Below are 22,786 nucleotides of genomic sequence, written 5' to 3'. Positions count from 1 at the left end.
TCTCGGGTTGGGGGACCCACGTTGACGATCACACCTACCTCTCTTCTGCGTGCCAAGATCGCGGCGGGCGCTCTGACGGCCGCGGTTCTGGCCGGAACCGCCGTCGTGCAGCCACCCGACGTGACCGTCGCGGCCCAGTCGCATCACGTGGTTCAGATCGAAGTGCAGCTGCTCACCGGAATCGAGGATTCCTCAACAGCTTTCGGAGTGGCGGATTCGACTCTCTACAATCTCGACCAAGCCCAGCTGGTCGAGCGGCTCAACGCCATGAAGAGCCTGGGGGTCACCGATCTGCGTATCGGCGTGCCCTGGGTGTACATCCAGCCCACCAGTTCCACGTCGTATGACTGGACCAAGATGGACAACGTCGTCAACACCGCGACATCGATGGGTTTCTCGATCACCGCCGACATCACGGGCAATCCCGCATGGGACGGCTTGGTCCTGGCGGGCGCACCCGACCCCACCGCCTACGCCAACTTCGCGTCCGCGGTAGCCACCCGCTACGGCAGTCAGATCTCCACCTATGAAATCTGGAACGAGCCGAACGGCATCGTCTTCTACGCCCCGGTCAGCGCGGCTTCATACACGGCCGTACTCAAGGCCGCCTACACCGCGATCAAGCTGGCCAACCCAGACGCCACTGTTCTCGCGGGGGCGCTCGGTGCGACCAAGACCATCAACGGAATCAGTGTCAGCCCACAGCAATTCCTTGCCCAGATGTACGCGGCGGGTGCCGGAGGGTATTTCGACGCCCTGTCCTACCATCCCTACCACTACACGCTGCCCTTCTCGGCGGGGGAGGGCGTGACGGACTCTCCTCTGGAACAGGTTCGAGCGTTGTACGCGATCATGGCCGCCAACGGCGACGGCGACCTGAAGATATGGGCCACCGAGTACGGCACCGCCACCACTCCGGGCATCGGTAACACGCAGACCGAGCAGGCCCAGCTCATGCAGGACTTCCTCGCCGCCTGGTCCAGGCTCTCTTTCGCCGGGCCGGCGTTCATCTACACCGCGCAGGACCTGAAGACCGGAGTCTTGAACGCCGAGGCCAACTTTGGTCTGTTCACCTCAGACGGCAAACCCAAACAGTCCGCGCTGATTCTGGCTGCACTCATCGCCGAGCTCGACGACACCGGCAGCGTGACCGACTACACCGCTCCGAAAATGTCGCTGTCGCGGGAGGTGTACCTGCAGCTTGCCTCCGTGGGCTTCGGCCTGGTCAATCAGGCATTGATCATCCCCAACGCCCTGGTTGCAGCCGTGCTCGAGGCGATGCCGGTTCCCGTTCGGCGGGCGTTCGCCACCGTTGCCGAAGCCGTCTCGCTCGGCGTGGCACACGTGGTGACTGCGATCGCGCCTCTCGCACAGGCCGGTATCGGCCTGCTGGTCAACGCCGGGCCGAACCTGCACAACGCGCAGAACTCGATCACACACGCCGCACAGGAGATCGGCGATGCGATCACCGAGAACCTCCACAACACCCAACTGACGCTGCAGAACAACATTCGCAACACCCGTCTGACCCTGGCCGGGGCGGTTCGCGATACCCAGATCACGCTCGGCCGCCTGCACCAACGTGATGTGCCCAAACCCGCAGGTTTGACAGTCGATCTCGACATGTCGTCACCTGGGGTGCCGGCAGAACCGGGTGCGCCCGACAGCGTCGACCCGAACTCATCGGCCGGTGCGGTGTCCGCGACGTCCGCCGAACCCCAGTCACCCGCGAAGCGGATTCGTCCCGATGGGGTCTCGGCGGGGGAGAAGCGGCCGGTATCGGGCGGGAAGCATCGAAAGGGTATGGCGATCGCTGCCAAGGACAACGCGAGGCACGCCCGCACGTCCACAGCCAGGCAGACGCGAACCGAACAGGCCGCGAAGAAGTCCGAGTCCCAGTCGTGACACGTGTGCGGTCGCGGTGCCGGTCCTGACGATGAATCAGGTCGGGAGCGCCTTGAGGATCTCCGATGCCGCCTGTTTCCACGCGGCGACGTCCGGTGGCCGGGGGATGTTGCCGATCACGAGCACCACGTTCGTCAGATATTTGTCGGTGGCTACCCGCATAACGGGAAAACCGCTCGGGGGCGTGAGAGGTTCGATGACCATGCGTCGGCCGATGCCGGGAACCTCTGTGGCCCCGGGCTCGCCGATGCCGGCGAGGAGCTCTTTGGTGATCACCCCGGTGGATGGTGATTGAACCTTGATATTCGCGGTGAACGACAGCACGCCACCTGCGGTGGCGTAGTACTTGCAGCTGCGTCCGGTTGTCCCGTCGGTGTTCTTGATGTCGGTGTCGTAGCCGTCGTCGATCTCGACGCCAGCGAGGGCTGACATCTGCTCACCGGTGAGCAGACAGTCCGAAGGCAGGACACGATCGCGCCACGTAACGGTGGAGTTGTCCGGCGCCGGAGTGGCGTGAACATCACCCGCGGGGAGCGGCTGCCCGCTGACCGCCTGCGAACAGGCGGTGGCACATGCGAGTACCCCGAGGGTCACCGCTGATGCCCAGTTTTTGCCGAAACGGCCTCGCCGATGCACATTGCCACGCTAGCTGCGAATCCCCGTCCGGATGTTGCGAGTGGCACGGACGGTGCATATAGTACGAATTACAGATAATACGAATCTCGTAATAAATACCTCGCGAGGAGTCAGCCCATGGCTGAGAGATATCCGCCCCCACCGTTCGGCCCCGTCATTCCCGATCTGTTCGTGTACGTGGGATGGAGCATCGACCCAGTGCGAATCGGGCCGTTCCTGCGACCCAGCACCGAGCGTCGGCACGAACTCGCCCGGTTGCGGACCGTTGCCCGTGACTTGTCCCAACAGGCAGACGTGTTGGCGGTGCGTCTATTTCAGACGACGGTCATCGTGCCCGTCCCCGGGGCGCCCTTGCATGACGTGGTCATGTTGGTACGCGTCCGCGACACGCCGACCGCAAGAGCGGTACTGAACGACGCGGCCCTCGCGCGCACCGGCCCGCTGACGACGTTCACGGCCGACAACCGGGCGCGCTTCGGTGTCACCGAGGACGACTCACCGGCGCCGAACATTCTGCTCAACCACTTCACCGGCCCGGCTGACGAAGAATCCGCCGTCACCACCTGGCGGGCGTTGTCCGCGTGGTTCGCCGCGAAGACCGGGATCGACAATTCCACCCTGCTGGTTCCCGACCGGTCCGCGCCGTACGTGTTGGTCAACTATGCCCGCCTTCCGGGTGGGGTGCCGGCCTTCATGGCGCGACAGCTTTTGCGTCCGAGCTTCTACCGGTATGTGCGGCGGTTACTCGTTCGACAGCACCTCACCTCACTGCCGATCTTCGTCCGACCCGTCGATCTGGAAGGACAGTGATGGCGAACCGACCGCCCGGCACCGAAACCGGCAATGACGCCACCCTGCGTACGGCATTGCAGGACCTACGTATCGCACTGGCATTGAGCACGCGGAAGGTGGCGTCCATCGCGGGTCTGAAGGATTCGGATCTTGAGGTGCTCGACGTCCTGACTCGTGGGGGACCGCAGTCGCCGACGGCGTTGGCCCGCAGGCTGTCGATGCAACCGGCCACCATGACCGGCGTGCTGCGGCGCTTGGAGGACGCCCAGTGGGTCGTCCGCCGCCACCAGGACCACGACCGTCGCAGCGTCGAGATCGAATCCGTGGGATTCGCCCGCCTGGCCGACCTCTACCGCGACGGCAGCGGCAGGCTCGATGCCCTTCAAGCGAGCATGACCCCGACACAGGTGGCCACCGTTCTGGCCTATCTCAACGAGGCGTGCGCCCTGGTGACGGAAGCGACCAGGGCCCTGGATGATTCGTCGCACAAGCAGACAACGACGAAGGCGACGAGATCATGAGAGTCACCGTTTTCGGGGCCAGCGGCCCGACCGGTCAGTTGTTGACCGCGCGAATTTTGGACGACGGTCACGACGTGGTCGCGATGACCCGGCGCCCGGCCACGTTTCCGCTCGCCGCCCACCGGTTGCGGGTGTTGGGCGGTGACGCGACGGCGCCGGAAGATGTTTCGGCGGCGATCGCCGGAACTGACGCCGTCGTGTCCGTACTCGGCGCAAAATTCAGCCGTCACCCCATCCACCTGTATTCCGCATCGGCGGAGGCGATTTGTGCTGCGATGGCCCGGGCCGGCGGCGGGCGGCTGATCGTCACCAGCTCTGCGGCACTGAGCGACTGGATCGATCCGGAGTGGGGGTGGGCCGAGCGGACGGTGGCCCGGCGAATCCTGGGGCGCCTGGGCCGCACGCTGTATGCGGACATGGCCCGGATGGAATCCATCGTGGCCGCCGCCGGCCTGGACTGGACGATCATGCGCCCGCTGGGGCTGGCCAACCTCGGCCCACCCACCACTTACCGCATCGCCGAAGACCACATCGCCGGCCGTCAGACTGCACGCCGTGACCTGGCGGCGGCAATCGCCGACCAGCTGACCCGAACCGACTATCACCGCAAGACGGTCGCCGTTGCGACCACCAACCGGCACCAGAGCGTCGCGCAGACGATCTGGCGCGAAGGGATCAAACCCAACCTGCCCACCGCACTGCTCCGCGGCCGGGCCGGATCGCACAGCGGAAGAGAGAAGCTAACCCAATGACCTATCCGGACAACAACTCTGACGTCGAAAGTCAGACTCTGACCTTGATCAACACCGTCGATGTCCCGGCCGACCGTGTCGACGAGTTCCTGGCTGACTGGCAACAGCGTGCCGCGCTGATGAGCACCCTGCCCGGGTTCATCGATTACACACTGCACCGCGCGGTGGACCAGGACGCTCGATTCCAGCTCGTCAACGTCGCGCACTGGGAAAGCCGGGAAGCGTTCGAGGCAGCGCTGGGCAATCCCGAGTTCAACGCTCTGCGCGACGCCGCCCGCCGGGCGTTCGATTTCACCGTTACCGCCACACCTGCGCTGTACCGGGTGGTTGCCAGCGCTCATCGCCATGAGTAGGTGCATCCCACCCGCTGAACCACGGGCACGAGGGTGGTGCTGACCATGCTCGCGGCGAGAGCACACCCAGGTTCCCTGGAAGTGCATCTCGACGAGATCGATGTCCCTGATCTCGGACCCGACGAGGTCTTGGTCAAGGTGGTCGCGGCGGGGATCTCGCCGGGAATGCTGCGGGTCCTGGAACTGGGCCGCTTCTCGCACCTTCCGTCCACGCTGGGCCCGGACGGCGCCGGCACCGTCGTCGCCGCCGGCACCGGCGTGGACACCGTGAAGGTGGGTGAACGGGTGCGCATCCACCCGAATCTCAACTGCCGCAACTGTGTCTACTGTCGAAGCGACCGGGACATGATGTGTCCGCGGCTGGCGATCATGGGGCACGGGGCGTTCGGCGACGGTCCGTTGCCGCTGTATGCCCGCTATCACGACGGGGCCCTGGCTGAGTACGTCCGCGTCCCGTACTGGCTCGTCGACCTGTTGCCCGACCGGGTCAGCTTCGAGGTCGGCGCGAAAGTGAACCATCTGGCCACCGCCGCCCGCGCTCTGACCTGTGCCCGCATCGAACCTGGAGCCACGGTGATTCTCACCGCCGCCACCGGCAGCATCGGTGCGGCGACGGTGCTGTTGGCTCACGTTTTCGGAATCGCCCGGCTGGTCCTGGTCGGCCGAAGTCGCCAGCGCCTCGCCGCGGTCAGTGCCCTTGCCTGCGGCGTCGCCACCGACCTCATCGCAACCGATGACCTGCCATCGGGGTGGGCCGCCGGCAAAGCCCTGTCCGATGTCTTGAAGGCCTTGTTGCCCGATGGTGCCGACGCGGTCGTCGACTACACGCCCACGGGGCCGACCGTGGCCCAGTGTGCCGCCGCCCTGTCCACCGGCGGATACCTGGTCCATCTGGGGTCGAACACCGCGGCTCCGTGGCCGTTGAGCACCGTCATGATGAACTGCTGGACCATCGTCGGAATCCGCGGCGCCACCCGCAACGACTCCGACTACATACTCGCTTTACTCGGCAGCGGAGCCATGAGTGCCGACGCGCTGATCACCCATCGATACCCGTTGTACGAGACGCCCGAAGCGATCCGTGCCATGCACCAGCGCGGGGGTGATAGGCCGATGTGGATGGTGGTGGCACAGCCGTGAGTCCCGCTCGAAAAAACAGTGGCGATCACCGGGCGGAGCCTCGACGCTGAATGCGTGGAGGCACACCTGCATCAGTCACTGGTCGACTTCGAACCTTCCGGGCGGTCCGTCTACCACCCGGACCCGGTGTTGTTCACCCTCGAGCTGACAACGCTGCGCACCACGCCCTGGCCCGGCGACCAGGTCCTGTTGTCGGTCGGCTACGGAAACGGAGTGGTGGGTGCGGCGGTGCAGACGCGCGACTCGGTGCTGTTGGTGAACGGCCTGCCACCCGAGACTGCGATGACCGCGGCCCGGACGCTGGCTGCCGCGGCGGCGAACCTGTCGGGTGCGCGCGGAACACCGGCCACGGCAACGGCTTTCACGCAGGCGTGGCATGCGGTCACGGGTGTGCGGGCGAGCGAGTTGTCCCGCGACGTGCTCTACCGGTTGGGTGAACTCGCAGCTCCGAGCGGTGTCGCCGGCCAATGGCGAAGCGCTGGAGCCGGGGACGCGGACACGGTGGCGCATTGGCTGAACGAGTTCTTCATCGAAGCGTTCGGCGAGCCGTCGAACGTCGATGCGAGTCAGAAGATGTTCACCTCGATCGCCGAAACCGGTGACCACGTCTTGCTGTGGGAGGTGGCCGGGGAACCGGTCAGCATGGCGCGGGTGCGCGCAGCCGTCGTCGGCGCCTCCCGCATCGGCCCGGTGTACACCCCGCCCGAACATCGAGGGCACGGGTATGCGGCCGCGGTCACCGCCGCCGCCGCGCAATTCGCGCGTCGCGGAGGGGCGAGCGAGGTGGTGCTGTTCGCCGACACCGACAACCCGGTGTCCAACCGGGTGTATCAGCGCATCGGCTTCGAGGCCGTCGCCGATGACGTGCGTTACACATTTGCCGGAAACTGACAGCCGCCGACCTCTGTGCCCGCGCGTGCGGGCCGACGGGTCGCGGTTCCCCGTAGTCGCGGAAGGTGCCTCTGGACGCTGACAACTTACGCGCATAAGCTCGCGGTGATTTGGTGCAGCGCGACGAAAGGATGAAGGACATTGAGTAGCACCATTGCGGTCTTCAACCCGTCGAACGAGGAGCAGATCGCGGAAGTCCCGGATTCGGATCAGGCTGCCGTCGACGCGGCGGTGGCCCGCGCGCGTGAGACGTTCGAGTCGGGGGTGTGGCGTAAGTTGCCCGCAGCGCACCGGGCGGAGGTGCTCTTCCGCGCGGCCGAGATCATCAAGGCGCGCACCGAGGAACTCGCCGAGATCGAGGCGCGCGACAACGGCATGAATGCGATGGCTGCGCAGCAGATCATCAAGGTGGCCAACGAGATGCTGATCTACTACGCCGGCTGGGTCGGCAAGATCCACGGCGAATCGGCCAATCTCATCTCCGACGGGCTACTCGGCCACTTCGAGGAGTACCACACCTTCACCCAGTTGGAGCCGGTCGGTGTGGTCGGGCTGATCATTCCGTGGAACGGGCCGTTTTTCGTCGCGATGCTCAAGGTCGCCCCGGCGTTGGCGGCCGGATGCAGTGCGGTGCTCAAGCCGGCCGAGGAGACCCCGCTGTCCGCGCTGAAACTCGAAGAGATCTTCCGTGAGGCAGGGCTACCCGATGGTGTGCTCAACGTCATCACCGGGTACGGCGAGACCACGGGTGCGGCACTGACGGCACACCCCGATGTCGACAAGATCGCGTTCACCGGGTCGACCGAGGTCGGGCGTCTGATCGTGCAGGCCGCCGCGGGCAATCTGAAGCGCCTGACGCTGGAACTCGGTGGGAAGTCGCCGCTGATCATGTTCGACGACGCCAATCTGGACAAGGCGATCATGGGCGCGGGGATGGGCCTGCTCGCCGGTTCCGGGCAGAACTGTTCATGCACGTCGCGGATCTATGTGCAGCGCAAGATCTATGACCAGGTCGTGGAGGGCCTGGCGGGCTTCGCCCAGATGCTGCCGATGGGCGGATATGAGGATCCCACCTCGGTACTGGGGCCGCTGATCAGCGAGAAGCAGCGCAAGCGGGTCGAGGGCATCGTCAGCGACGGGGTGGCCGGCGGAGCAGAGGTGATCACCGGCGGCAAGCCGATGGACCGCAAGGGCTACTTCTACGAGGCCACGATCGTCACCAACACCACCCCGGACATGCGACTGATCACCGAGGAGATCTTCGGGCCGGTCGGGTCGGTGATCCCGTTCGACGAGGAAGAGGAAGCGGTCGCGGCGGCCAACGAAACCGAGTACGGGCTGGCCGGCGCCATCTGGACCGAGAACCTCAGCCGCGCCCACCGCGTCGCGAATGCACTTCGCGGTGGCCAGATCTGGGTCAACTCGGCACTGGCGGCCGACCCGTCGATGCCGATCTGCGGTCACAAGCAGTCGGGCTGGGGTGGTGAACGCGGCAAGAAGGGGCTCGAGGCCTACTTCAACACCAAATCGGTCTACATCGGTCTGTAGCGCTTCGCCGAGAAAATGTGAAGCCTCTGCGAAAACATCGCAGAGGCTTCACATTTGGTGCTCCGAACGACTACGTGTGCTGCGGGCTCTGCGCCTTCTTGTACAGCGACTTGAGCAGCAGATCACGGAAGGTGTGGTTGTCCAACGCCTTCAGGCCCGCACCCGCGACGCCGGGAATGCCTGCCAGCTTGTGGAAGAACCGGCCGCGGCGGTATTCACGCCCCCACGTGGCCTGCATCCGCTGCTCGTAGTTGGTGAAATCGTCGGGCCCGCCGTTGTTCAGTGCCGCGATTGCGCACTCGCCTGCGGTCAAACCGGATTCGAGCGCTTTGGAGATGCCCGCACCCGACACCGGCTTGCCCGCCCCCAGGGAGTCGCCGACGAACAGCACCCCCGGACGCCACGGCGGCCACGCCGTGAAGCCCATCGGCAATCGCCAGGCCCGCACGCTCTTGTTCTTCTTGAGTTCCTCGATCGGCGGCAGTTCCCATTCGGCCGGCAGCGTCCGCAGGAAGTCGCCGAGGAACTGGGTGGCGTTGATCGACTGCCAGTTCTTGTAGCTGTTGACGTAGCCGAGGCCGATGTTGAACCGGCCGCCGCCCATCGGGAAGACCCAGCCGTAGCCGGGCAGCTGATCACCCTGGAACAGCAGCTTGAGGTAGATCTCGAACGTGTCGGAGTCCGGCCGGTTGGCGTGCATCTCCGAGCGAATCGCGATGGCCGAGTAGCCGTTGTAGTCCGAGTCGATCTTCAGCGCGCGCTTGATGGGGGAGTAGGCACCGTCGGCCGCAATCACCGCGTCGCCGAACGCCTTTTCACCGCTCTTGAGCACCACGCCGACCACGCGCCCGTTGGCGTCGAACTCGGGCCCGGCCACCTCGGCGCCCTGACGGACCTCGGCACCGGCCGACTCGGCGTGCTTGAGCAGCAACGTGTCCAGCTCCGTGCGGCTGACCGTGTGGCCGTGATCCGGCATCCCGGGGCGCCGCGGGAAGAACAGGTCCCACTCGCTGGGGCTGTACACGGTCACCTTGTTGATCCGGTGGAATTTGGAGACCTCTTCGGCCAGTCCCATCTTCTGCAGGTAGCTCACCGCTCGGGCGGTCAGCCCGTCACCACAGGGCTTGTCGCGGGGGAACTCTGCCTTGTCCAGTACCAGCACCTTGGCGCCGGTCTGGGCGGCCTGCCACGCCGCGGCTGACCCTGACGGGCCGCCACCGGCTATGACCAGGTCGTATCGCTGCGTCATGAGCCTCGTCTCATCAGTTGACTGTGGCTGCGATAGTACCCAAGCCGGCTGTCGGCGGCTTGACGGGCGAACGCCCGGGTCAAACGGCAAAACCGCGTGTTATGGGGCGGTCTGGGCAGGTCAGCGCTATCAGGGCGGGTACAGTAATCGCGTGCGGCGAACGTCGAGATCACATTCCAGCGATGGCCCGGGTGTCAAGGTTGACGCCCGTAGCGAGCGCTGGCGTGAGCACCGAAAGAAGGTGCGCTCGGAAATCGTCGACGCCTCGTTCCGGGCGATCGACCGATTGGGCCCCGAGGTCAGCCTGCGGGAGATCGCCGAAGAGGCCGGTACGGCCAAGCCCAAGATCTACCGCCACTTCGCCGACAAGTCCGACCTGTTCCAGGCCATTGGTGAGCGGCTGCGCGACATGCTGTGGTCGGCGATCTTCCCGGCGATCAACCTCGGTGCCGACCCGGCCCGGGAGGTCATCCGCCGCAGCGTCGAGCAGTACGTGCTCCTCGTCGACGAACACCCCAATGTGCTGCGGTTCCTGATCCAGGGCCGGTTCGCCGAACAGAGCGAATCGACGATGCGCGCGCTCAACGAGGGTCGCGGCATCACCCTGGCGATGGCCGACATGTTCTCCAACGAACTGCGCGAGATGGAACTGGACGGGGCCGCGATCGAGCTGGCGGCATTCGCCACCTTCGGTGCGTGTGCGTCGGCCACGGACTGGTGGCTGGGCACCGATGAGGACAGCCCGCGCCGGATGCCGGCCGAGGAGTTCGTCAACCACCTGACCACGATCATGGTCGGTTCCATCAACGGCACCTGTGAACTGCTCGGCATCTGGATCGACCCGGATCTGCCGCTTCACGAGGGTGTCCAGCGTCGCCAGCACGCCAGCTGATCACTCGTTGACAGTAGGGTCCCAGGTCCGGAGACTGGGAAGTATCCGGTACCGCCGTTCCCAGAAAAGGACCTGAGCTATGACGGCTGCCCAACCCTCGCCGCAGGGTCAGCAACCAATCCAGACCCGCGCCTTGATCATCGGCAGCGGGTTCTCGGGGATGGGGATGGCAATCGAGCTGCAACGCCGTGGCGTCGATTTCCTCATCCTGGAGAAGGCCGACGAGTTCGGCGGGACGTGGCGCGACAACACCTACCCGGGGTGTGCCTGCGACATCCCGTCGCACATGTACTCGTTCTCCTTCGAGCCGAAGGCCGACTGGAGCCACATGTGGTCGTTCCAGCCCGAGATCCAGGACTACCTGCTCGGCGTGGCCGCCAAGTACGGGCTGCGCCGCTACGCCCGGTTCAACACCCATGTGGACCGCGCCCACTGGGACGAGAAGGAGCTGCGCTGGCACGTGTTCAGCGACACCGGCCAGGAGTTCATCGCCCAGTTCCTGGTCTCGGGCGCCGGCGGTCTGCACATCCCGCTGATTCCCGAGATCGAGGGACGCGAGGAGTTCACCGGCACGGCTTTCCATTCGGCCGAGTGGGACCACAGCGTCGACCTCACCGGTAAGCGGGTCGCGGTGATCGGCACCGGCGCCAGCGCGATCCAGATCGTGCCATCGATCGTCAGGGACGTCGCCGAACTGCACCTCTACCAGCGCACCCCGGCGTGGGTCATGCCGCGGGTGAACAACAAGTTCCCGCAGTGGATTCGGCGCGTGTTCAGCTACGTGCCCGGCACCCGGGCGGCGATGCGCGCCGCGATCTACTGGATCCACGAAGGTGTCGGCTTCGCCATGACCCAGCAGCCCCGGCTGCTCAAGATCGGCGAGGCGATGGGGCGCTACAACATCAACCGCAGCATCAAGGACCCCGAGCTGCGCCGCAAACTCACCCCGCGCTACCGCGCCGGCTGCAAGAGAATCCTCAACTCCGACACCTACTACCGCGGCATCGCCAACCCCAAGACCCAGGTGATCACCGAGTCCATCGCCCGGATGACCGCCACCGGCATCGTCACCGCCGACGGCGTGGAGCACCCGGTCGACGTCGTGGTGTACGCCACCGGATTCCACGTCACCGATTCCTACACCTACGTCGACATCAAGGGTGCCGGCGGCGAGGACCTGGTGGACCGGTGGAACCGCGAAGGGATGTCGGCCCACCGCGGCATCGCGGTGTCGGGGATGCCGAACCTGTTCTTCCTGCTGGGGCCCAACACCGCGCTGGGGCACAACTCGGTGGTGTTCATGATCGAGCAGCAGATCCGCTACGTGGGTCAGGCGATCGCCGCCGTCGACAAAGCAGGCGCCGAGGCGCTCTCACCCAGCCCCGGTGCCCAGGCGGCGTTCAACGCCGAGCTGCAACACGATCTGGCCGACACGGTGTTCAACACCGGAGGTTGCCGGAGCTGGTACATGGACGCCCACGGCGTCAACCGCACCTTGTGGAGCGGCATGACCTGGCAGTACTGGCTGGCAACGCGCAAGCTGGACCCCGCGGAGTTCGATTTCATCCATGAGGCGCGCGACACGGAAACACAAGGTGTTGCGGTCACCGCTGGTGGCTGACCCCAGGGGTAGTGTCGTGGGTGCCGTCCGGCAAACACATCAACCTGGCGAAATGGGGTTCCGGTGAGCGAAGGCATGAAGCTGATCGACCGTGTCTCAGCGATCAACTGGAACCGACTCCAGGATGAGAAGGATGCCGAGGTCTGGGATCGGCTGACCGGTAATTTCTGGTTGCCGGAGAAGGTGCCGGTGTCCAACGACATCCCGTCGTGGGGAACGCTGACCGCGCACGAGAAGCAGCTCACCATGCGGGTGTTCACCGGTCTGACGCTGCTGGACACCATCCAGGGCACCGTCGGCGCGGTCAGCCTGATCCCCGATGCGCTCACCCCGCACGAGGAAGCCGTCTACACCAACATCGCCTTCATGGAGTCGGTGCACGCCCGCAGCTACTCCAACATCTTCTCGACGCTGTGCTCGACGGCCGAGATCGACGACGCGTTCCGCTGGTCGGAGGAAAACCCGAACCTGCAGCGCAAGGCCGAGATCGTCATGCAGTACTACAAGGGTGACGAGCCGCTCAAGCGCAAGGTGGCCTCCACGCTGCTGGAGAGCTTCTTGTTCTACTCGGGCTTCTACCTGCCGATGTACTGGAGCAGCCGGGCCAAGCTGACCAACACCGCCGACATGATCCGGCTGATCATCCGCGACGAGGCCGTGCACGGCTACTACATCGGCTACAAGTACCAGCGCGGCCTGGCCCTGGTCGACGAGGAAAAGCGTACGGAGCTCAAGGATTACACCTACGAGCTGCTCTTCGAGCTCTACGACAACGAGGTCGAGTACACCCAGGACCTCTACGACGAGGTCGGCCTGACCGAGGACGTCAAGAAGTTCCTGCGCTACAACGCCAACAAGGCGCTGATGAACCTCGGCTACGAGGCGCTGTTCCCCAAGGACGAGACCGACGTGAACCCGGCGATCCTGTCCGCGCTCTCGCCGAACGCCGACGAGAACCACGACTTCTTCTCGGGCTCGGGTTCCTCATACGTCATCGGCAAGGCCGTCGTCACCGAAGACGAGGATTGGGACTTCTAGTCACACGCGGCGGCCGCGCGTGCGCCGCAACAGTCGGCCGCTCAGCAGTCCGCGGCGCTGCTTCTTGGCGCTCTTGTCGATGGCGTCGGTGTCGCGCAGCGGCAGCTGCAGTTCGTCTTCGCCGGGGATACCTGCCTGCAGCTGACGGCCGCGCTCGAGTTCGGCGTCGATCTCCGCGCCGAACAGCAAGGCCACGTTGGTGATCCACAGCCACAGCAGGAACACCGCCACGCCGGCCAGCGAGCCGAATGTCTTGTTGTAGCTGCCGAAATTGGCAACATAGACCCCGAACATCAGCGACGCCACGGCCCACACCACGATGGCGATGCCGGCGCCCACGCTGATCCAGCGGAACTTCGGCTGCTGCACGTTGGGCCCGAAGTAATACAGCACGGCCACGCCGACAGCCACCAGGGCCAGCAGCGCCGGCCAACGAGCCACGGTCCATACCGTCACCGTCGTCTCGCCCAGGTGCAGTGCCGAACCGACAGCCTTGGCGACGTCACCGCTGAGGGTCAACAGCAGCGCCCCGACGGCGCCGCCTATCAAACCAACTGCGGTGAGCAACAACTGCTGCGAACGCAGCTTCCAGGCGGGGCGGCCCTCCTCGACGTCGTAGATCCGGTTCATCGCCCGTCCGAACGCCCCGGCATAACCCGACGCCGACCACAGCGCGCCCAGAATCCCGATCACCAGAGCCAGACCGGCCGTGGGTGCATCGACGAGCTGCTCGATGGGCTGGCGCAGCGTGTCAGCCGCTCCGCCGGGACTGATGTCACCGACGATCTCCAACAGAGTCTGCGCCGTTCGCCGGCCCTGTCCGATCACCCCCACCAGCGACACCACGACCACCAGAGCAGGGAACAACGACAGCACCGCGTAGTAGGTCAACGCAGCGGCCAGGTCCATACACTGATCACTGCTGAACTCGGAGAAGGTCCGCCGCACCACGTAGCGCAGCGAGGGTCGGGTCAAGTCGGTGGGCGAGTCCGGCTTACTCGGCGCGTCCGGCGCTGGGCGCGAACGGTTTTCGTCCTCGTTCACGTGCTCGGTGCTGGTCATCTTTCGGGTGAAATTCGCTCGCCGGCGTCTCTCATCGCCCGCTGTGGCGGCGTTCCTGCTGATTGGACAGGCCGAGCGCCACGCCGAGCGTCGACAAGGCGACGATCCCGGCCATCACACCCGGACCCGGCAGGCCGAGGCTCAACGCAGCGATGCTGACGAGCACCGAAGCGGTGATCACGATGACGAACACGAGGGTGGCGGACGGTACGTTGATCGTCGGCTTGCGTTCCATGTCTGCCGGTTACCCGCCCGGCGCCCGCACCACACTGTTTCTCCCGGCACACTCGGCATGGTCGTCGGTGCAGCGGTCGCCGAAGACGAGGCGATCAGGGCTGCCGACTAGTTGGCGTACGGGTTGCGGCCTTCACCGGTGTTGAGCAGCAGCGGATTGTTCACATCGAGGGTATGGCTGCCTCCCGGGCTGAGGACGAACCCGGCCCCGTCAAAGGAGTTGGCACACACCGTCACCGTGCCGTCGGTCCCGCACGTCACGTTGCGGAAGCTGATGCGCGATCCGGGCAGCAACCGATTCGGCAGCGTGTCGAAGACGAACAGTGGCCGGTTGTCGCTGACGAACGTGGGCAGCCCCTGTTGTCCGCCCGTGACCGCGTTGGCCCCATCTGGAGCTGCGGGAAGCGGTCCGCTGCAACCGTAATTGCCCGACCCGCGGCTGATGGCACACGCGATATCGCCCGGTACGGCGAAGGCGTAGTACTGGCCGTTCTGCATCGCGAAGTCTGACGGCTTCACGGGCGTGAGCGCGTTGAGATTGAGCGGCGGCGGGGGCGGAGGCGGCGGCGGATCCGCTGCTGCCACCCCGGGGACGCCGAGGCCGGCGCCGGCCGCCACGCTCATCAGAGCCACCAGAATCCTCATGCGCATCACGCCACTGTAAGAGGTGCCGTCCTGGCACGCAGTACCACTGGCGAAGATCCCGCAGCTGTTCACGGCCGCTCGCTCAGCGTCCCTCCAGCGAGCTGACAGCTGGCGTTGATATGAAATGACCTGATGTACCAGCTCATTGCGCAGATCTCGCTGATCCACGGCTGGTTCCCCGTCGTCGTGCAGCTGATCGCGGCACTGCTGCTGGGGACCGCCGTGGGCTGGCGCTCGCCGCGCTGGCGCTTCCGGATCCTGCCGGCACTGGTGATCATGGCCGCTGTGCTGGCGGGCGTGACCTACTGGTACATCGACTCCATCGGGGTGGCCGGCAATGCGGGTCCGCTGGAATTGTGGGTCTGGATCGCGTTGACCGCGCTGTCCGCCGGCGTCGCGTTGGTGGGATGGGTGAGTGCCCGGTGGTGGCGGCGCGCCGCATCGGTGGTGGCGATCGGGGCCTGCGGGCTGGCCTGTGTGCTGACCCTCAACATCTGGGTCGGATATTTCCCGACCGTGGACGGCATGTGGAAGCAGCTCACCTCGAGTCCGCTGCCGGGGCAGACGGACCGGTTGACGGTGACGAAGATGCAGCTGGCCCACTTCCAGCCGCCGAGCGGAGTCCTGGTCCCGGTGACGATCGATTCGGCCGCGTCGGGCTTCGCGCACCGCGGTGAACTCGTCTATCTTCCGCCGGCCTGGTTTGCCAGCAATCCGCCGCCGCAGCTTCCCGCGGTGATGATGATCGGGTCACAGCTGAACACCCCGGCCGACTGGCTGCGGGCGGGCAACGTGCTGGGCATCATCGACGGATTCGCAGCCGCCCACGGCGGGAATGCGCCGGTGTTCGTGTTCGTCGACGCCACCGGCTCATTCACCAACGACACGGAGTGCGTCAACGGAACTCGGGGCAACGCGGCCGATCACTTGACCGAAGACGTTGTCCCGTACCTGATCTCGAACTTCGGCGTGCGCGCCGACCGCGACGGGTGGGGGATCGCGGGCTGGTCGATGGGCGGCACCTGTGCGGTGGACCTGACGCTGATGCACCCCGACATGTTCCGGTCGTTCATCGACATCGCCGGTGACCTGCGACCGAACGCGGGAGACAGGACGCAGACGATCAACCGGCTCTTCGGCGGGGACGCCGACGCGTGGGCGTCCTACGATCCGGTCACCATCATGCGTCGACATGGTCCGTACTCCGATGTCACAGCGTGGTTCGAGGTGCCCGTTTCGCAGCGTGGCGGGACCCACGATCCCACAGCCAATCCCGAGGCTCAGGATGTCGCCGCGACCACGCTGTGCAACGCCGCGCATGCCGACGCGATCGCGTGCTCGGTGCAAACCGCGCCGGGCCGGCACGACTGGGCGTTCGCCGCCAACGCCTTCGGCGCCGCGCTACCGTGGCTGGCCGGACAGTTGAACACGCCCGGGGTGGAAGAGACCGAGTTGCCGCCGTCGACGGTGGGACAACAACCCTCCAGCGTCCAGGCCGCGCCACGTTGAGACTAGCGGCCCCGGGCGGGCTGGGCAGCCGTCGATGCCGACGAGGACGGCAGGGTTGACGGACGCTCGATGATCGTCGAATTCTTCCCGCCCACACGGTAACTGGCACCGCGGTGCTCGTCGTCCAGGCGGTCGCCGTTGCCCAGCAGCTTGTTGCGCAGGCTGCCCGGTGCATACGCCGTCTGGTACGCGCCGCGCTCGGTGAGGACCGGGACCACGTGGTCGATGAATTCCGCGAAGGATCCGGGCGTGATCGCGTACGCCAGGTTGAAGCCGTCGACGTCGGTCTCCTCGACCCACTCCTGCAAGGTGTCGGCGACGTGCACACCGGACCCGACGATGCGCGGCCCCATCCCGCCGATCTCGCCCCACTCGGCGATGTCGCGCACGTTCCACTCGCCGCCCTTGTCCGAGGCGGACTGAAAGGCCTTGACCGCCGACAGGATGGCATTGGAGTCGACGTTGCCGATCGGTTCGTCGAGGCCGTAGCGGGCGAGGTCCACTCCCATCCACCCGGACATGAACACCAGTGCGCCCTCGGGGTCGCCGTAGGCCAGATACTCGGCGTGCCTGGCGTGGGCGTCTTCGTCGGTGTCGCCGGTGATGATGGTGGTGAGGTTGAAGATCTTGGCCGAGTACGGGTCCCGGCCCGCCAGTTCGAGTTCGGCGCGGATCGTGGAAACCGTCTCGCGCAGAAGGGTTTTGGTGGGCGCAGCGGTGAAGATCGCCTCGGCGTTCTCGGCGGCGAACCGCACCCCGCGTGGTGAGGAGCCGGCCTGGTAGATGACCGGCGTGCGCTGCAGCGACGGCTCGGCCAGATGCACCCCTGGGACGCTGAAATGCGCGCCGGAATGGCCGATGTGATGCACCTTGGCCGGATCGGTGAAGACCCCGCGTTCGGCGTCACGCACTACGGCGTCGTCCTCCCAGGAGCCTTCCCACAACTTGTAGAGCACCTCGAGGTACTCGTCGGCGTGGTCGTAGCGCGCATCGTGTGCGGGCTGGTCGGTCTGGCCCATGTTGCGGGCCGCAGCGGGCAGATATCCGGTCACCACGTTCCAGCCGACCCGGCCGTTGGTCAGATGATCCAGCGTCGACATGCGCCGGGCGAACGGGTAGGGGTGCTCGAATCCGGTTCCGGTGGTGATCCCGAACCCCAGGTTCTCAGTCACCAGTGCCATCGCCGACACCAGCAGCATCGGGTCGCCGACGGGGATCTGTGCGGCCTGGCGGATCGCCGCCTCGTCGCTGGCCCCGTACACGTCGTAGGTGCCCAGCACGTCGGCGATGAACAAGCCGTCAAAACGACCGCGTTCCAACAACTTCGCCAGTTCGGTCCAGTAGGTGATGTCTTTGTAGCGCCAGGACTGGTCTTCGGGATGGCGCCACAAACCGGGCGATTGGTGGGCGACGCAGTTCATGTCAAAGGCGTTGAAACGGATCACGCGGGTCACTGCGCCGAGAATGCCGGGATGCGGGGAACCGGTCACCGGTTGCGCTCAGCGGGATTGTTTTGGCGATGAACCACGAATGAATGGCCGCACAACTGTCGGCGCGTCCAGTGGTGGGTTTGCCGGGCAGCCGCGAAACTTAGCCGGGTGTCAACAAAGTCGCTGCTGATCTCGGTCCTGAACTGGCTGCGTGCCGGCTACCCGGAAGGGGTCCCTGGCACCGATCGCGTTCCGCTGCTCGCGTTGCTCCGGGCCACGCCGCTCACCGAGGAGCAGGTGGCCGAGGTGGTGCGCAATATCGCCGAGGCCTCGGCACCGGCCGACATCGACGATCCGATCGACCGCGACGACATCGCGGAATTCATCGCCGATGTCACCGACCACGACGCGGGTCCGGAGAACATTGCGCGCGTGGCGGCCAAACTGGCCGCAGCGGGCTGGCCGTTGGCCGGCGTCGAACTGGAAGCCGACGCGGCCCCAGATTCAGACATCCAATAACGCGTTACGCCGCGGTTTGCGGTCACCAGGTGGCTGTTGCATTTTCTGGGCGGCTGACGAATGGCCTGGCCTGTCATTGGATGTGGCAGGGCTTTCGGTTTCCCATGGTCTCTAGGTGGCCGGTTGTGCGTTGTGCAGGCGCAGGAGGTTGATGACGGTGGCGGCGAGGTTGAGTTCAGCGGTGACTGCCGGTAGTCCTCGGCGGGAGAATCGGCGCAGTTTGATCTGGTCTTTGAGGTGTGCGAAGACGGGTTCAACGGTGGCGCCGCGGCGTTTGTAGGCCTCAGCGTTGGCGGGGTCGCGTAGCCGGTAACGCATGGCGTCTTTGGGTGCCAGCTCTGGCGGTGGTGGCTCGTCGGTGGGATCTTCGCGGGCTTCGGTGTGCAGGTCGCGGTTCTTTCCGGGAGCGATGAGCCGTTCAGGACCTGCGGCGGTGAGGTTTTCGTCGGTGAAGTAGCCCGAGTCCATCAGGACCAGGCCAATCTGTTTTCCCAATGCGTCAGCCTGGGTGGTGGCTTCGGCGATGGCCGGCAGGTAGCAGTGGGTGTCGTTGGCGTCTTGACTGGTGTGCACGCCCAGGACGTAGTGGTCATCGGTAACGATGAACTGGGCGTTGTAGGCCTGCACCGATCCGCCGCTGTTGCCTTCGAGCATCAACCGGGAATCGGGGTCGGTGGTGTTGACCGGGTCTGCCGAGGCGCCGCGGGCCTGCGCTCGCCTGGCGCGACGATCACGTGCCTGGGCGGCTTTGCCGCGCAGGACAGGCTGGTGGCCGGCCGCGATGTCTGCCTGGACCTTGCCCAAGGCCTTTTGGGCGGCCTTGAGCTTGCCTCGGGCATCACGGCGGATCCTGGAGGCGGCGGCCCCTCCGACGCCATCGACTGCATCAATGCGGTTCTGGGCGTGTTGAATTCGTGCTTGGTGGTAGCGCACCGGATCCACGTTTTCTGGTGGCCGCCCGACCGGCCCGCCGGCCTGGACCCTAACCAGATACTGCTCGGCATCCTGGCGATCGGCGGCGTCGGCGTGCGCGTCGGCGTCGCGGCGGCGGTGCAGTTCTGCGACGGCTTTGGCGATGTTGGCTGCCCGGCCACTGCGACGGGCGAACTGCTCGGGCAGACCATCGCCGCCGCCACCTGGCCGATCGTGTTCGGCGTCTTCTGCGGCATCGACGGCCACCGCTTCGGACACGACGGTCTGCGCGATCTCGCGGCTGATCCGCTCAACCTCGCGCCCCACCGACTCCGGTGACCGGTTCGCGCCCCGCGACGCGTTCGCGGCGATCTTGCTGCCATCGATGGACACCAGCCCGACCTTGACCATCCCCGCAGCCGAACACAATGCCAGGACCTGGGCGAACAGCCCGGTGAACGCGTCGTGATGGGCGGCGCGGAACCGGGCGATCGAGGTGTGATCAGGAGCGTCCTGAGCACACAACACCCGAAACGCCACGTGATCGCTGCAGAGTCGTTCGATGCGGCGCGAGGAGCGTTCCCCGCTGGCGTAGGCATAGATCAGTAACGCCAGCAGCATGTCCGGGTCATAGGCCCGCCGGCCTGCCCGACCCAGCTTGCGATTGGCATGAAACGCCGCGGTATCCAGCTGCTCGACAACCTCGATCACAAACCAGACCAGATGATCTTCGGGCAACCAGTCGACCATGTTGGGCGGCAACAGGAACTGCTGATCACGCACCACCGGACGATACCCACGAGCCACACCCCAGTGTCTCGAGAACAGCGCCTCCAGTCACGCACCCGGCAAGGCGATTCCCCAGACACGCGATTCTGCAACAGCCACCAGGTGACTGCAAACCGCGGCGTTGACGAAATGCCGTGACTCAGCCGCGCAGCGAGGCGGTGTCGATCACGAAGCGGTACCGCACGTCACTGGCCAGCACGCGCTCGTAGGCCTCGTTGATGTAATCGGGCTGGATGACCTCGATCTCCGGGGTCACGTTGTGCTCGGCGCAGAAGTCGAGCATCTCCTGGGTCTCCGGGATGCCGCCGATCATCGAACCGGACAGGCTGCGGCGCATGCCTGCCAGGGGGAACGGCGGAACCTCCATCGCATGCTCGGGCATGCCCAGCTCCACCAGCGTGCCGTCGACGGCCAGCAGGCCCAGGTACGCACCCAGGTCGAGATTGGCCGACACGGTGTTGAGAATCAGGTCGAACTTGCCGCGCAGCTTGCGGAAGGTGTCCGGGTCGCTGGTCGCGTAGTACTCGTCGGCGCCGAGTCGCAGACCGTCTTCCATCTTCTTCAGCGACTGAGAGAGCACGGTGACGTGCGCGCCCATCGCATGGGCGAGCTTGACGCCCATGTGGCCCAGGCCGCCGAGGCCGATCACGGCGACCTTCTTGTCCGGCCCGGCGTTCCAGTGGCGCAGCGGCGAGAAGAGTGTGATGCCGGCGCACAGCAGGGGAGCGGCCGCGTCCAGCGGGATGCTGTCGGGGATGCGCAGGACGTAGTTCTCGTCGACGACGATCGCCCCGCTGTAGCCGCCGTAGGTGGGGGAACCGTCTCGTTCGGTGGAGTTGTAGGTGCCGTGCATGCCGTAATCGCCGGTGCAGTACTGCTGCAGACCGGCCTTGCAGTTGTCGCACTCCCGACAGGAGTCGATGAAACAGCCGACCCCGACGTGGTCGCCGACCTTGTACTTGGTCACCTCCGAGCCGACCTCGGTGACGACGCCGGCGATCTCATGACCGGCTACCACGGGGTAGTTGGGGGTGCCCCACTCGCCCTTGACGGTGTGGATGTCGGAATGGCAGATGCCGGCGAAGTGGATGTCGAAGGCCACGTCATGCGGGCCTACCTCGCGGCGGGTGATGGTGGTCTTGGCCAGCGGCTCGGTCGCCGAGTTGGCGGCATAGGCATAAACAGTGCTCATCAAAGCCCTCTTTGTTCGTCGTCTGTGCGTGTCCCGGAAAGATTAGTCCGGTTAACTGACTACTGCCTGTGACGGCAGTGCCTAGCGTGCAACGACGCAGGCGACGGCGATAATCCCGCTACCGGGTGTGACATATCTCCCCGAACAAAGCCGGGCGCAGGTCACAACCCTGGCGCGCGGACCGACCCGTTGAAGGACGTGCGTTCGCAGCGGATGAGCCCTTCCAAGGTGTAGGGATCCCGGGCGATCACGTCCTCGACTTCCTCATCGGTGAGGTCACCGGTGATGAGCACCGCGCCGGTGGCCGATTCCAGACGCCCGGCCAGCAGGATGCGGCCTGCGGCCACTTCCTCCTTGAGCCACGCGACGTGGGCGGGGCGGGTCTGGTCGACGACGTCGACGGGCTGCAGGTAAGTCGTGGTGAGGACGTGGAACATGCCATGCAGACTACGGGTCGGACGAGCGGCTCCTCATGTGTCTGTCGATCTCCCGGTGGCTACGTGACCGCAGTGCGGCGGCTTCTTCGTCGGGGATGCCCAGAACGCGCATGCAGGCGTCCGCCACGTGGAACGGCATCTCGCAACGTTCCGGACCGGGCGGCATCGACCACACGTTGACCAACGATTCGACGAGCCGGAACGGGAGGTCGGCGGCCGCTTCGTGAACGCCGGTCCGCCGGCTCAGCGCGCGACTCACAGACAGATAGTGCAGCCGCAACCGCTCCCGGTCCGACCAGAACGGTTCGAGCTTGGCTTCACGCAGTTCGGGCAGCAGGTAGAGCGCGCCGAGGTTCCACCGGCCCGACATCAGCTGGGCACCGTCGAACGCCGCCAAGGCGTGCAGATGTTCGTCGGCGGTCAATGCGGGTTCGGTGCCCAGCAGGCTCGGGATGAACTCGAGGGTCGGCGCAACGGTCTGCTCCAGCAGTGCGCACAGAATGTCGTCCTTGGTCTTGAAGTAGTGGTACAGGGACGCTTGGCGGACGCCGACGGCTTCGGCGATCGCCCGCGTCGAGGTTCCCGCGTAGCCAGTTGCGGTGAACAGTTCCCCTGCGGCGTCAAGGATTTCGTCACGAGCCGTCAGCCCATGCCGACGCTGGGCATGTACCCGTGGTCTTCCTGCCATAGGGCCATGGTTGGCCCTTCGGCCACGAAGA

The 22,786-nt window shown here is 65.8% G+C and carries 23 protein-coding genes; 13 read left to right on the top strand and 10 right to left on the bottom strand.

Features of this window, described 5'->3' with window-relative positions; genetic code table 11:
* Nucleotides 1-21 precede the first annotated feature (21 nt).
* Nucleotides 22-1,905 carry a cellulase family glycosylhydrolase gene (locus ACNQR1_RS26320; protein WP_418048565.1) on the top strand — a complete coding sequence of 628 codons (1,884 nt, stop codon included), beginning with the start codon at nucleotides 22-24 and terminating at the stop codon, nucleotides 1,903-1,905.
* A gap of 36 nt (nucleotides 1,906-1,941) precedes the next feature.
* On the opposite strand, the gene ACNQR1_RS26315 is transcribed toward ACNQR1_RS26320, so the two are convergent.
* Nucleotides 1,942-2,337 carry a hypothetical protein gene (locus tag ACNQR1_RS26315; RefSeq protein WP_418048564.1) on the bottom strand — a complete coding sequence of 132 codons (396 nt, stop codon included), beginning with the start codon at nucleotides 2,335-2,337 and terminating at the stop codon, nucleotides 1,942-1,944.
* A 321-nt stretch (nucleotides 2,338-2,658) separates the two neighbouring features.
* On the opposite strand from ACNQR1_RS26315, the gene ACNQR1_RS26310 reads away from it, so the two are divergent.
* The 7 genes from ACNQR1_RS26310 (at nucleotide 2,659) to ACNQR1_RS26280 (ending at nucleotide 8,538) form a co-directional block, all read left to right on the top strand.
* A complete protein-coding gene (locus ACNQR1_RS26310) occupies nucleotides 2,659-3,351 on the top strand; it encodes a hypothetical protein (RefSeq protein ID WP_418048563.1) in 693 nt (230 codons plus the stop codon).
* Nucleotides 3,351-3,854 carry a MarR family winged helix-turn-helix transcriptional regulator gene (locus tag ACNQR1_RS26305; RefSeq protein WP_418048562.1) on the top strand — a complete coding sequence of 168 codons (504 nt, stop codon included), beginning with the start codon at nucleotides 3,351-3,353 and terminating at the stop codon, nucleotides 3,852-3,854. Before ACNQR1_RS26310 ends, ACNQR1_RS26305 begins: the two co-directional genes overlap by 1 nt.
* Entirely contained in the window at nucleotides 3,851-4,606 is a 756-nt protein-coding gene (locus ACNQR1_RS26300; RefSeq protein WP_418048561.1) for an NAD(P)-dependent oxidoreductase, read from the top strand. Before ACNQR1_RS26305 ends, ACNQR1_RS26300 begins: the two co-directional genes overlap by 4 nt.
* Nucleotides 4,603-4,959 (top strand): antibiotic biosynthesis monooxygenase family protein, encoded by a 357-nt coding sequence (locus tag ACNQR1_RS26295; RefSeq protein WP_418048560.1) that lies wholly within the window; start codon nucleotides 4,603-4,605, stop codon nucleotides 4,957-4,959. The genes ACNQR1_RS26300 and ACNQR1_RS26295 overlap by 4 nt, the downstream gene beginning before the upstream one ends.
* A 45-nt stretch (nucleotides 4,960-5,004) precedes the next feature.
* Nucleotides 5,005-6,099: a zinc-dependent alcohol dehydrogenase gene (locus tag ACNQR1_RS26290; RefSeq protein ID WP_418048559.1), complete on the top strand. Its 1,095-nt coding sequence runs from the start codon at nucleotides 5,005-5,007 to the stop codon at nucleotides 6,097-6,099.
* 54 nt (nucleotides 6,100-6,153) lie between these two features.
* Entirely contained in the window at nucleotides 6,154-6,990 is an 837-nt protein-coding gene (locus tag ACNQR1_RS26285) for a GNAT family N-acetyltransferase (protein WP_418048558.1), read from the top strand.
* 141 nt (nucleotides 6,991-7,131) lie between these two features.
* Complete coding sequence (locus ACNQR1_RS26280) at nucleotides 7,132-8,538, top strand: aldehyde dehydrogenase family protein (protein ID WP_418048557.1); 1,407 nt, start codon at nucleotides 7,132-7,134, stop codon at nucleotides 8,536-8,538.
* Nucleotides 8,539-8,608: 70 nt separating this feature from the next.
* On the opposite strand, the gene ACNQR1_RS26275 is transcribed toward ACNQR1_RS26280, so the two are convergent.
* Nucleotides 8,609-9,787, bottom strand: coding sequence for an NAD(P)/FAD-dependent oxidoreductase (locus ACNQR1_RS26275; RefSeq protein ID WP_418048556.1), 1,179 nt, complete (start codon nucleotides 9,785-9,787; stop codon nucleotides 8,609-8,611).
* A gap of 151 nt (nucleotides 9,788-9,938) precedes the next feature.
* Here ACNQR1_RS26275 and ACNQR1_RS26270 point away from each other — a divergent pair, with 151 nt between their 5' ends.
* The 3 genes from ACNQR1_RS26270 to nrdF all read left to right on the top strand — a co-directional run bounded on the left by ACNQR1_RS26270 (nucleotide 9,939) and on the right by nrdF (nucleotide 13,338).
* Nucleotides 9,939-10,679: a TetR/AcrR family transcriptional regulator gene (locus ACNQR1_RS26270; protein ID WP_039318236.1), complete on the top strand. Its 741-nt coding sequence runs from the start codon at nucleotides 9,939-9,941 to the stop codon at nucleotides 10,677-10,679.
* 79 nt (nucleotides 10,680-10,758) lie between these two features.
* Nucleotides 10,759-12,300, top strand: coding sequence for a flavin-containing monooxygenase (locus ACNQR1_RS26265; protein ID WP_418048555.1), 1,542 nt, complete (start codon nucleotides 10,759-10,761; stop codon nucleotides 12,298-12,300).
* 75 nt (nucleotides 12,301-12,375) lie between these two features.
* Nucleotides 12,376-13,338 (top strand): class 1b ribonucleoside-diphosphate reductase subunit beta, encoded by a 963-nt coding sequence (nrdF, locus tag ACNQR1_RS26260; RefSeq protein WP_064865507.1) that lies wholly within the window; start codon nucleotides 12,376-12,378, stop codon nucleotides 13,336-13,338.
* Here nrdF and ACNQR1_RS26255 read toward each other — a convergent pair whose 3' ends face one another.
* The 3 genes from ACNQR1_RS26255 to ACNQR1_RS26245 form a co-directional block, all read right to left on the bottom strand.
* On the bottom strand, nucleotides 13,339-14,400 hold the full coding sequence (locus ACNQR1_RS26255; RefSeq protein WP_418048554.1) for a YihY/virulence factor BrkB family protein: 1,062 nt from the start codon (nucleotides 14,398-14,400) through the stop codon (nucleotides 13,339-13,341). It abuts the gene before it with no gap.
* A 31-nt stretch (nucleotides 14,401-14,431) separates the two neighbouring features.
* A complete protein-coding gene (locus ACNQR1_RS26250; RefSeq protein WP_418048553.1) occupies nucleotides 14,432-14,635 on the bottom strand; it encodes a hypothetical protein in 204 nt (67 codons plus the stop codon).
* Nucleotides 14,636-14,742: 107 nt separating this feature from the next.
* Nucleotides 14,743-15,285, bottom strand: a complete 543-nt coding sequence (locus ACNQR1_RS26245) for a hypothetical protein (RefSeq protein ID WP_418048552.1) — start codon at nucleotides 15,283-15,285, stop codon at nucleotides 14,743-14,745.
* 126 nt (nucleotides 15,286-15,411) lie between these two features.
* On the opposite strand from ACNQR1_RS26245, the gene ACNQR1_RS26240 reads away from it, so the two are divergent.
* Entirely contained in the window at nucleotides 15,412-16,788 is a 1,377-nt protein-coding gene (locus ACNQR1_RS26240; protein ID WP_418048551.1) for an alpha/beta hydrolase-fold protein, read from the top strand.
* A gap of 2 nt (nucleotides 16,789-16,790) precedes the next feature.
* Here ACNQR1_RS26240 and ACNQR1_RS26235 read toward each other — a convergent pair whose 3' ends face one another.
* Nucleotides 16,791-18,242: an LLM class flavin-dependent oxidoreductase gene (locus ACNQR1_RS26235; RefSeq protein WP_418048550.1), complete on the bottom strand. Its 1,452-nt coding sequence runs from the start codon at nucleotides 18,240-18,242 to the stop codon at nucleotides 16,791-16,793.
* A 144-nt stretch (nucleotides 18,243-18,386) separates the two neighbouring features.
* Between ACNQR1_RS26235 and ACNQR1_RS26230 the strand changes: the two genes are divergently transcribed.
* Nucleotides 18,387-18,737, top strand: a complete 351-nt coding sequence (locus tag ACNQR1_RS26230; RefSeq protein WP_418048549.1) for a DUF3349 domain-containing protein — start codon at nucleotides 18,387-18,389, stop codon at nucleotides 18,735-18,737.
* A 111-nt stretch (nucleotides 18,738-18,848) separates the two neighbouring features.
* Here ACNQR1_RS26230 and ACNQR1_RS26225 read toward each other — a convergent pair whose 3' ends face one another.
* The 4 genes from ACNQR1_RS26225 to ACNQR1_RS26210 form a co-directional block, all read right to left on the bottom strand.
* Complete coding sequence (locus ACNQR1_RS26225; protein ID WP_418045203.1) at nucleotides 18,849-20,432, bottom strand: transposase; 1,584 nt, start codon at nucleotides 20,430-20,432, stop codon at nucleotides 18,849-18,851.
* A gap of 145 nt (nucleotides 20,433-20,577) precedes the next feature.
* Nucleotides 20,578-21,630, bottom strand: a complete 1,053-nt coding sequence (locus tag ACNQR1_RS26220; protein WP_418048548.1) for an NAD(P)-dependent alcohol dehydrogenase — start codon at nucleotides 21,628-21,630, stop codon at nucleotides 20,578-20,580.
* A 161-nt stretch (nucleotides 21,631-21,791) separates the two neighbouring features.
* Nucleotides 21,792-22,067, bottom strand: a complete 276-nt coding sequence (locus tag ACNQR1_RS26215; RefSeq protein ID WP_418048547.1) for a YciI family protein — start codon at nucleotides 22,065-22,067, stop codon at nucleotides 21,792-21,794.
* A gap of 10 nt (nucleotides 22,068-22,077) precedes the next feature.
* Nucleotides 22,078-22,755, bottom strand: coding sequence for a TetR/AcrR family transcriptional regulator (locus tag ACNQR1_RS26210; RefSeq protein ID WP_418048546.1), 678 nt, complete (start codon nucleotides 22,753-22,755; stop codon nucleotides 22,078-22,080).
* Nucleotides 22,756-22,786: the final 31 nt, after the last annotated feature.

The organism is Mycobacterium sp. 48b, from assembly GCF_048282725.1.
Lineage (GTDB): Bacteria > Actinomycetota > Actinomycetes > Mycobacteriales > Mycobacteriaceae > Mycobacterium.
The sequence above is the reverse complement of the archived record's forward strand: the minus strand, read 5'-3'. Positions and strand labels throughout refer to the sequence as shown.

Coding starts and splice junctions, on each gene's coding strand:
- ACNQR1_RS26215 (WP_418048547.1), bottom strand. CDS start 22,067: ATGTTCCACGTCCTCACCACGACTTACCTGCAGCCCGTCGACGTCGTC.
- ACNQR1_RS26295 (WP_418048560.1), top strand. CDS start 4,603: ATGACCTATCCGGACAACAACTCTGACGTCGAAAGTCAGACTCTGACC.
- ACNQR1_RS26305 (WP_418048562.1), top strand. CDS start 3,351: ATGGCGAACCGACCGCCCGGCACCGAAACCGGCAATGACGCCACCCTG.
- ACNQR1_RS26290 (WP_418048559.1), top strand. CDS start 5,005: ATGCTCGCGGCGAGAGCACACCCAGGTTCCCTGGAAGTGCATCTCGAC.
- ACNQR1_RS26315 (WP_418048564.1), bottom strand. CDS start 2,337: ATGTCAGCCCTCGCTGGCGTCGAGATCGACGACGGCTACGACACCGAC.
- ACNQR1_RS26240 (WP_418048551.1), top strand. CDS start 15,412: ATGTACCAGCTCATTGCGCAGATCTCGCTGATCCACGGCTGGTTCCCC.
- ACNQR1_RS26210 (WP_418048546.1), bottom strand. CDS start 22,755: ATGGCAGGAAGACCACGGGTACATGCCCAGCGTCGGCATGGGCTGACG.
- ACNQR1_RS26265 (WP_418048555.1), top strand. CDS start 10,759: ATGACGGCTGCCCAACCCTCGCCGCAGGGTCAGCAACCAATCCAGACC.
- ACNQR1_RS26275 (WP_418048556.1), bottom strand. CDS start 9,787: ATGACGCAGCGATACGACCTGGTCATAGCCGGTGGCGGCCCGTCAGGG.
- ACNQR1_RS26300 (WP_418048561.1), top strand. CDS start 3,851: ATGAGAGTCACCGTTTTCGGGGCCAGCGGCCCGACCGGTCAGTTGTTG.
- ACNQR1_RS26250 (WP_418048553.1), bottom strand. CDS start 14,635: ATGGAACGCAAGCCGACGATCAACGTACCGTCCGCCACCCTCGTGTTC.
- ACNQR1_RS26220 (WP_418048548.1), bottom strand. CDS start 21,630: ATGAGCACTGTTTATGCCTATGCCGCCAACTCGGCGACCGAGCCGCTG.
- ACNQR1_RS26310 (WP_418048563.1), top strand. CDS start 2,659: ATGGCTGAGAGATATCCGCCCCCACCGTTCGGCCCCGTCATTCCCGAT.
- ACNQR1_RS26255 (WP_418048554.1), bottom strand. CDS start 14,400: ATGACCAGCACCGAGCACGTGAACGAGGACGAAAACCGTTCGCGCCCA.
- ACNQR1_RS26245 (WP_418048552.1), bottom strand. CDS start 15,285: ATGCGCATGAGGATTCTGGTGGCTCTGATGAGCGTGGCGGCCGGCGCC.
- nrdF (WP_064865507.1), top strand. CDS start 12,376: ATGAAGCTGATCGACCGTGTCTCAGCGATCAACTGGAACCGACTCCAG.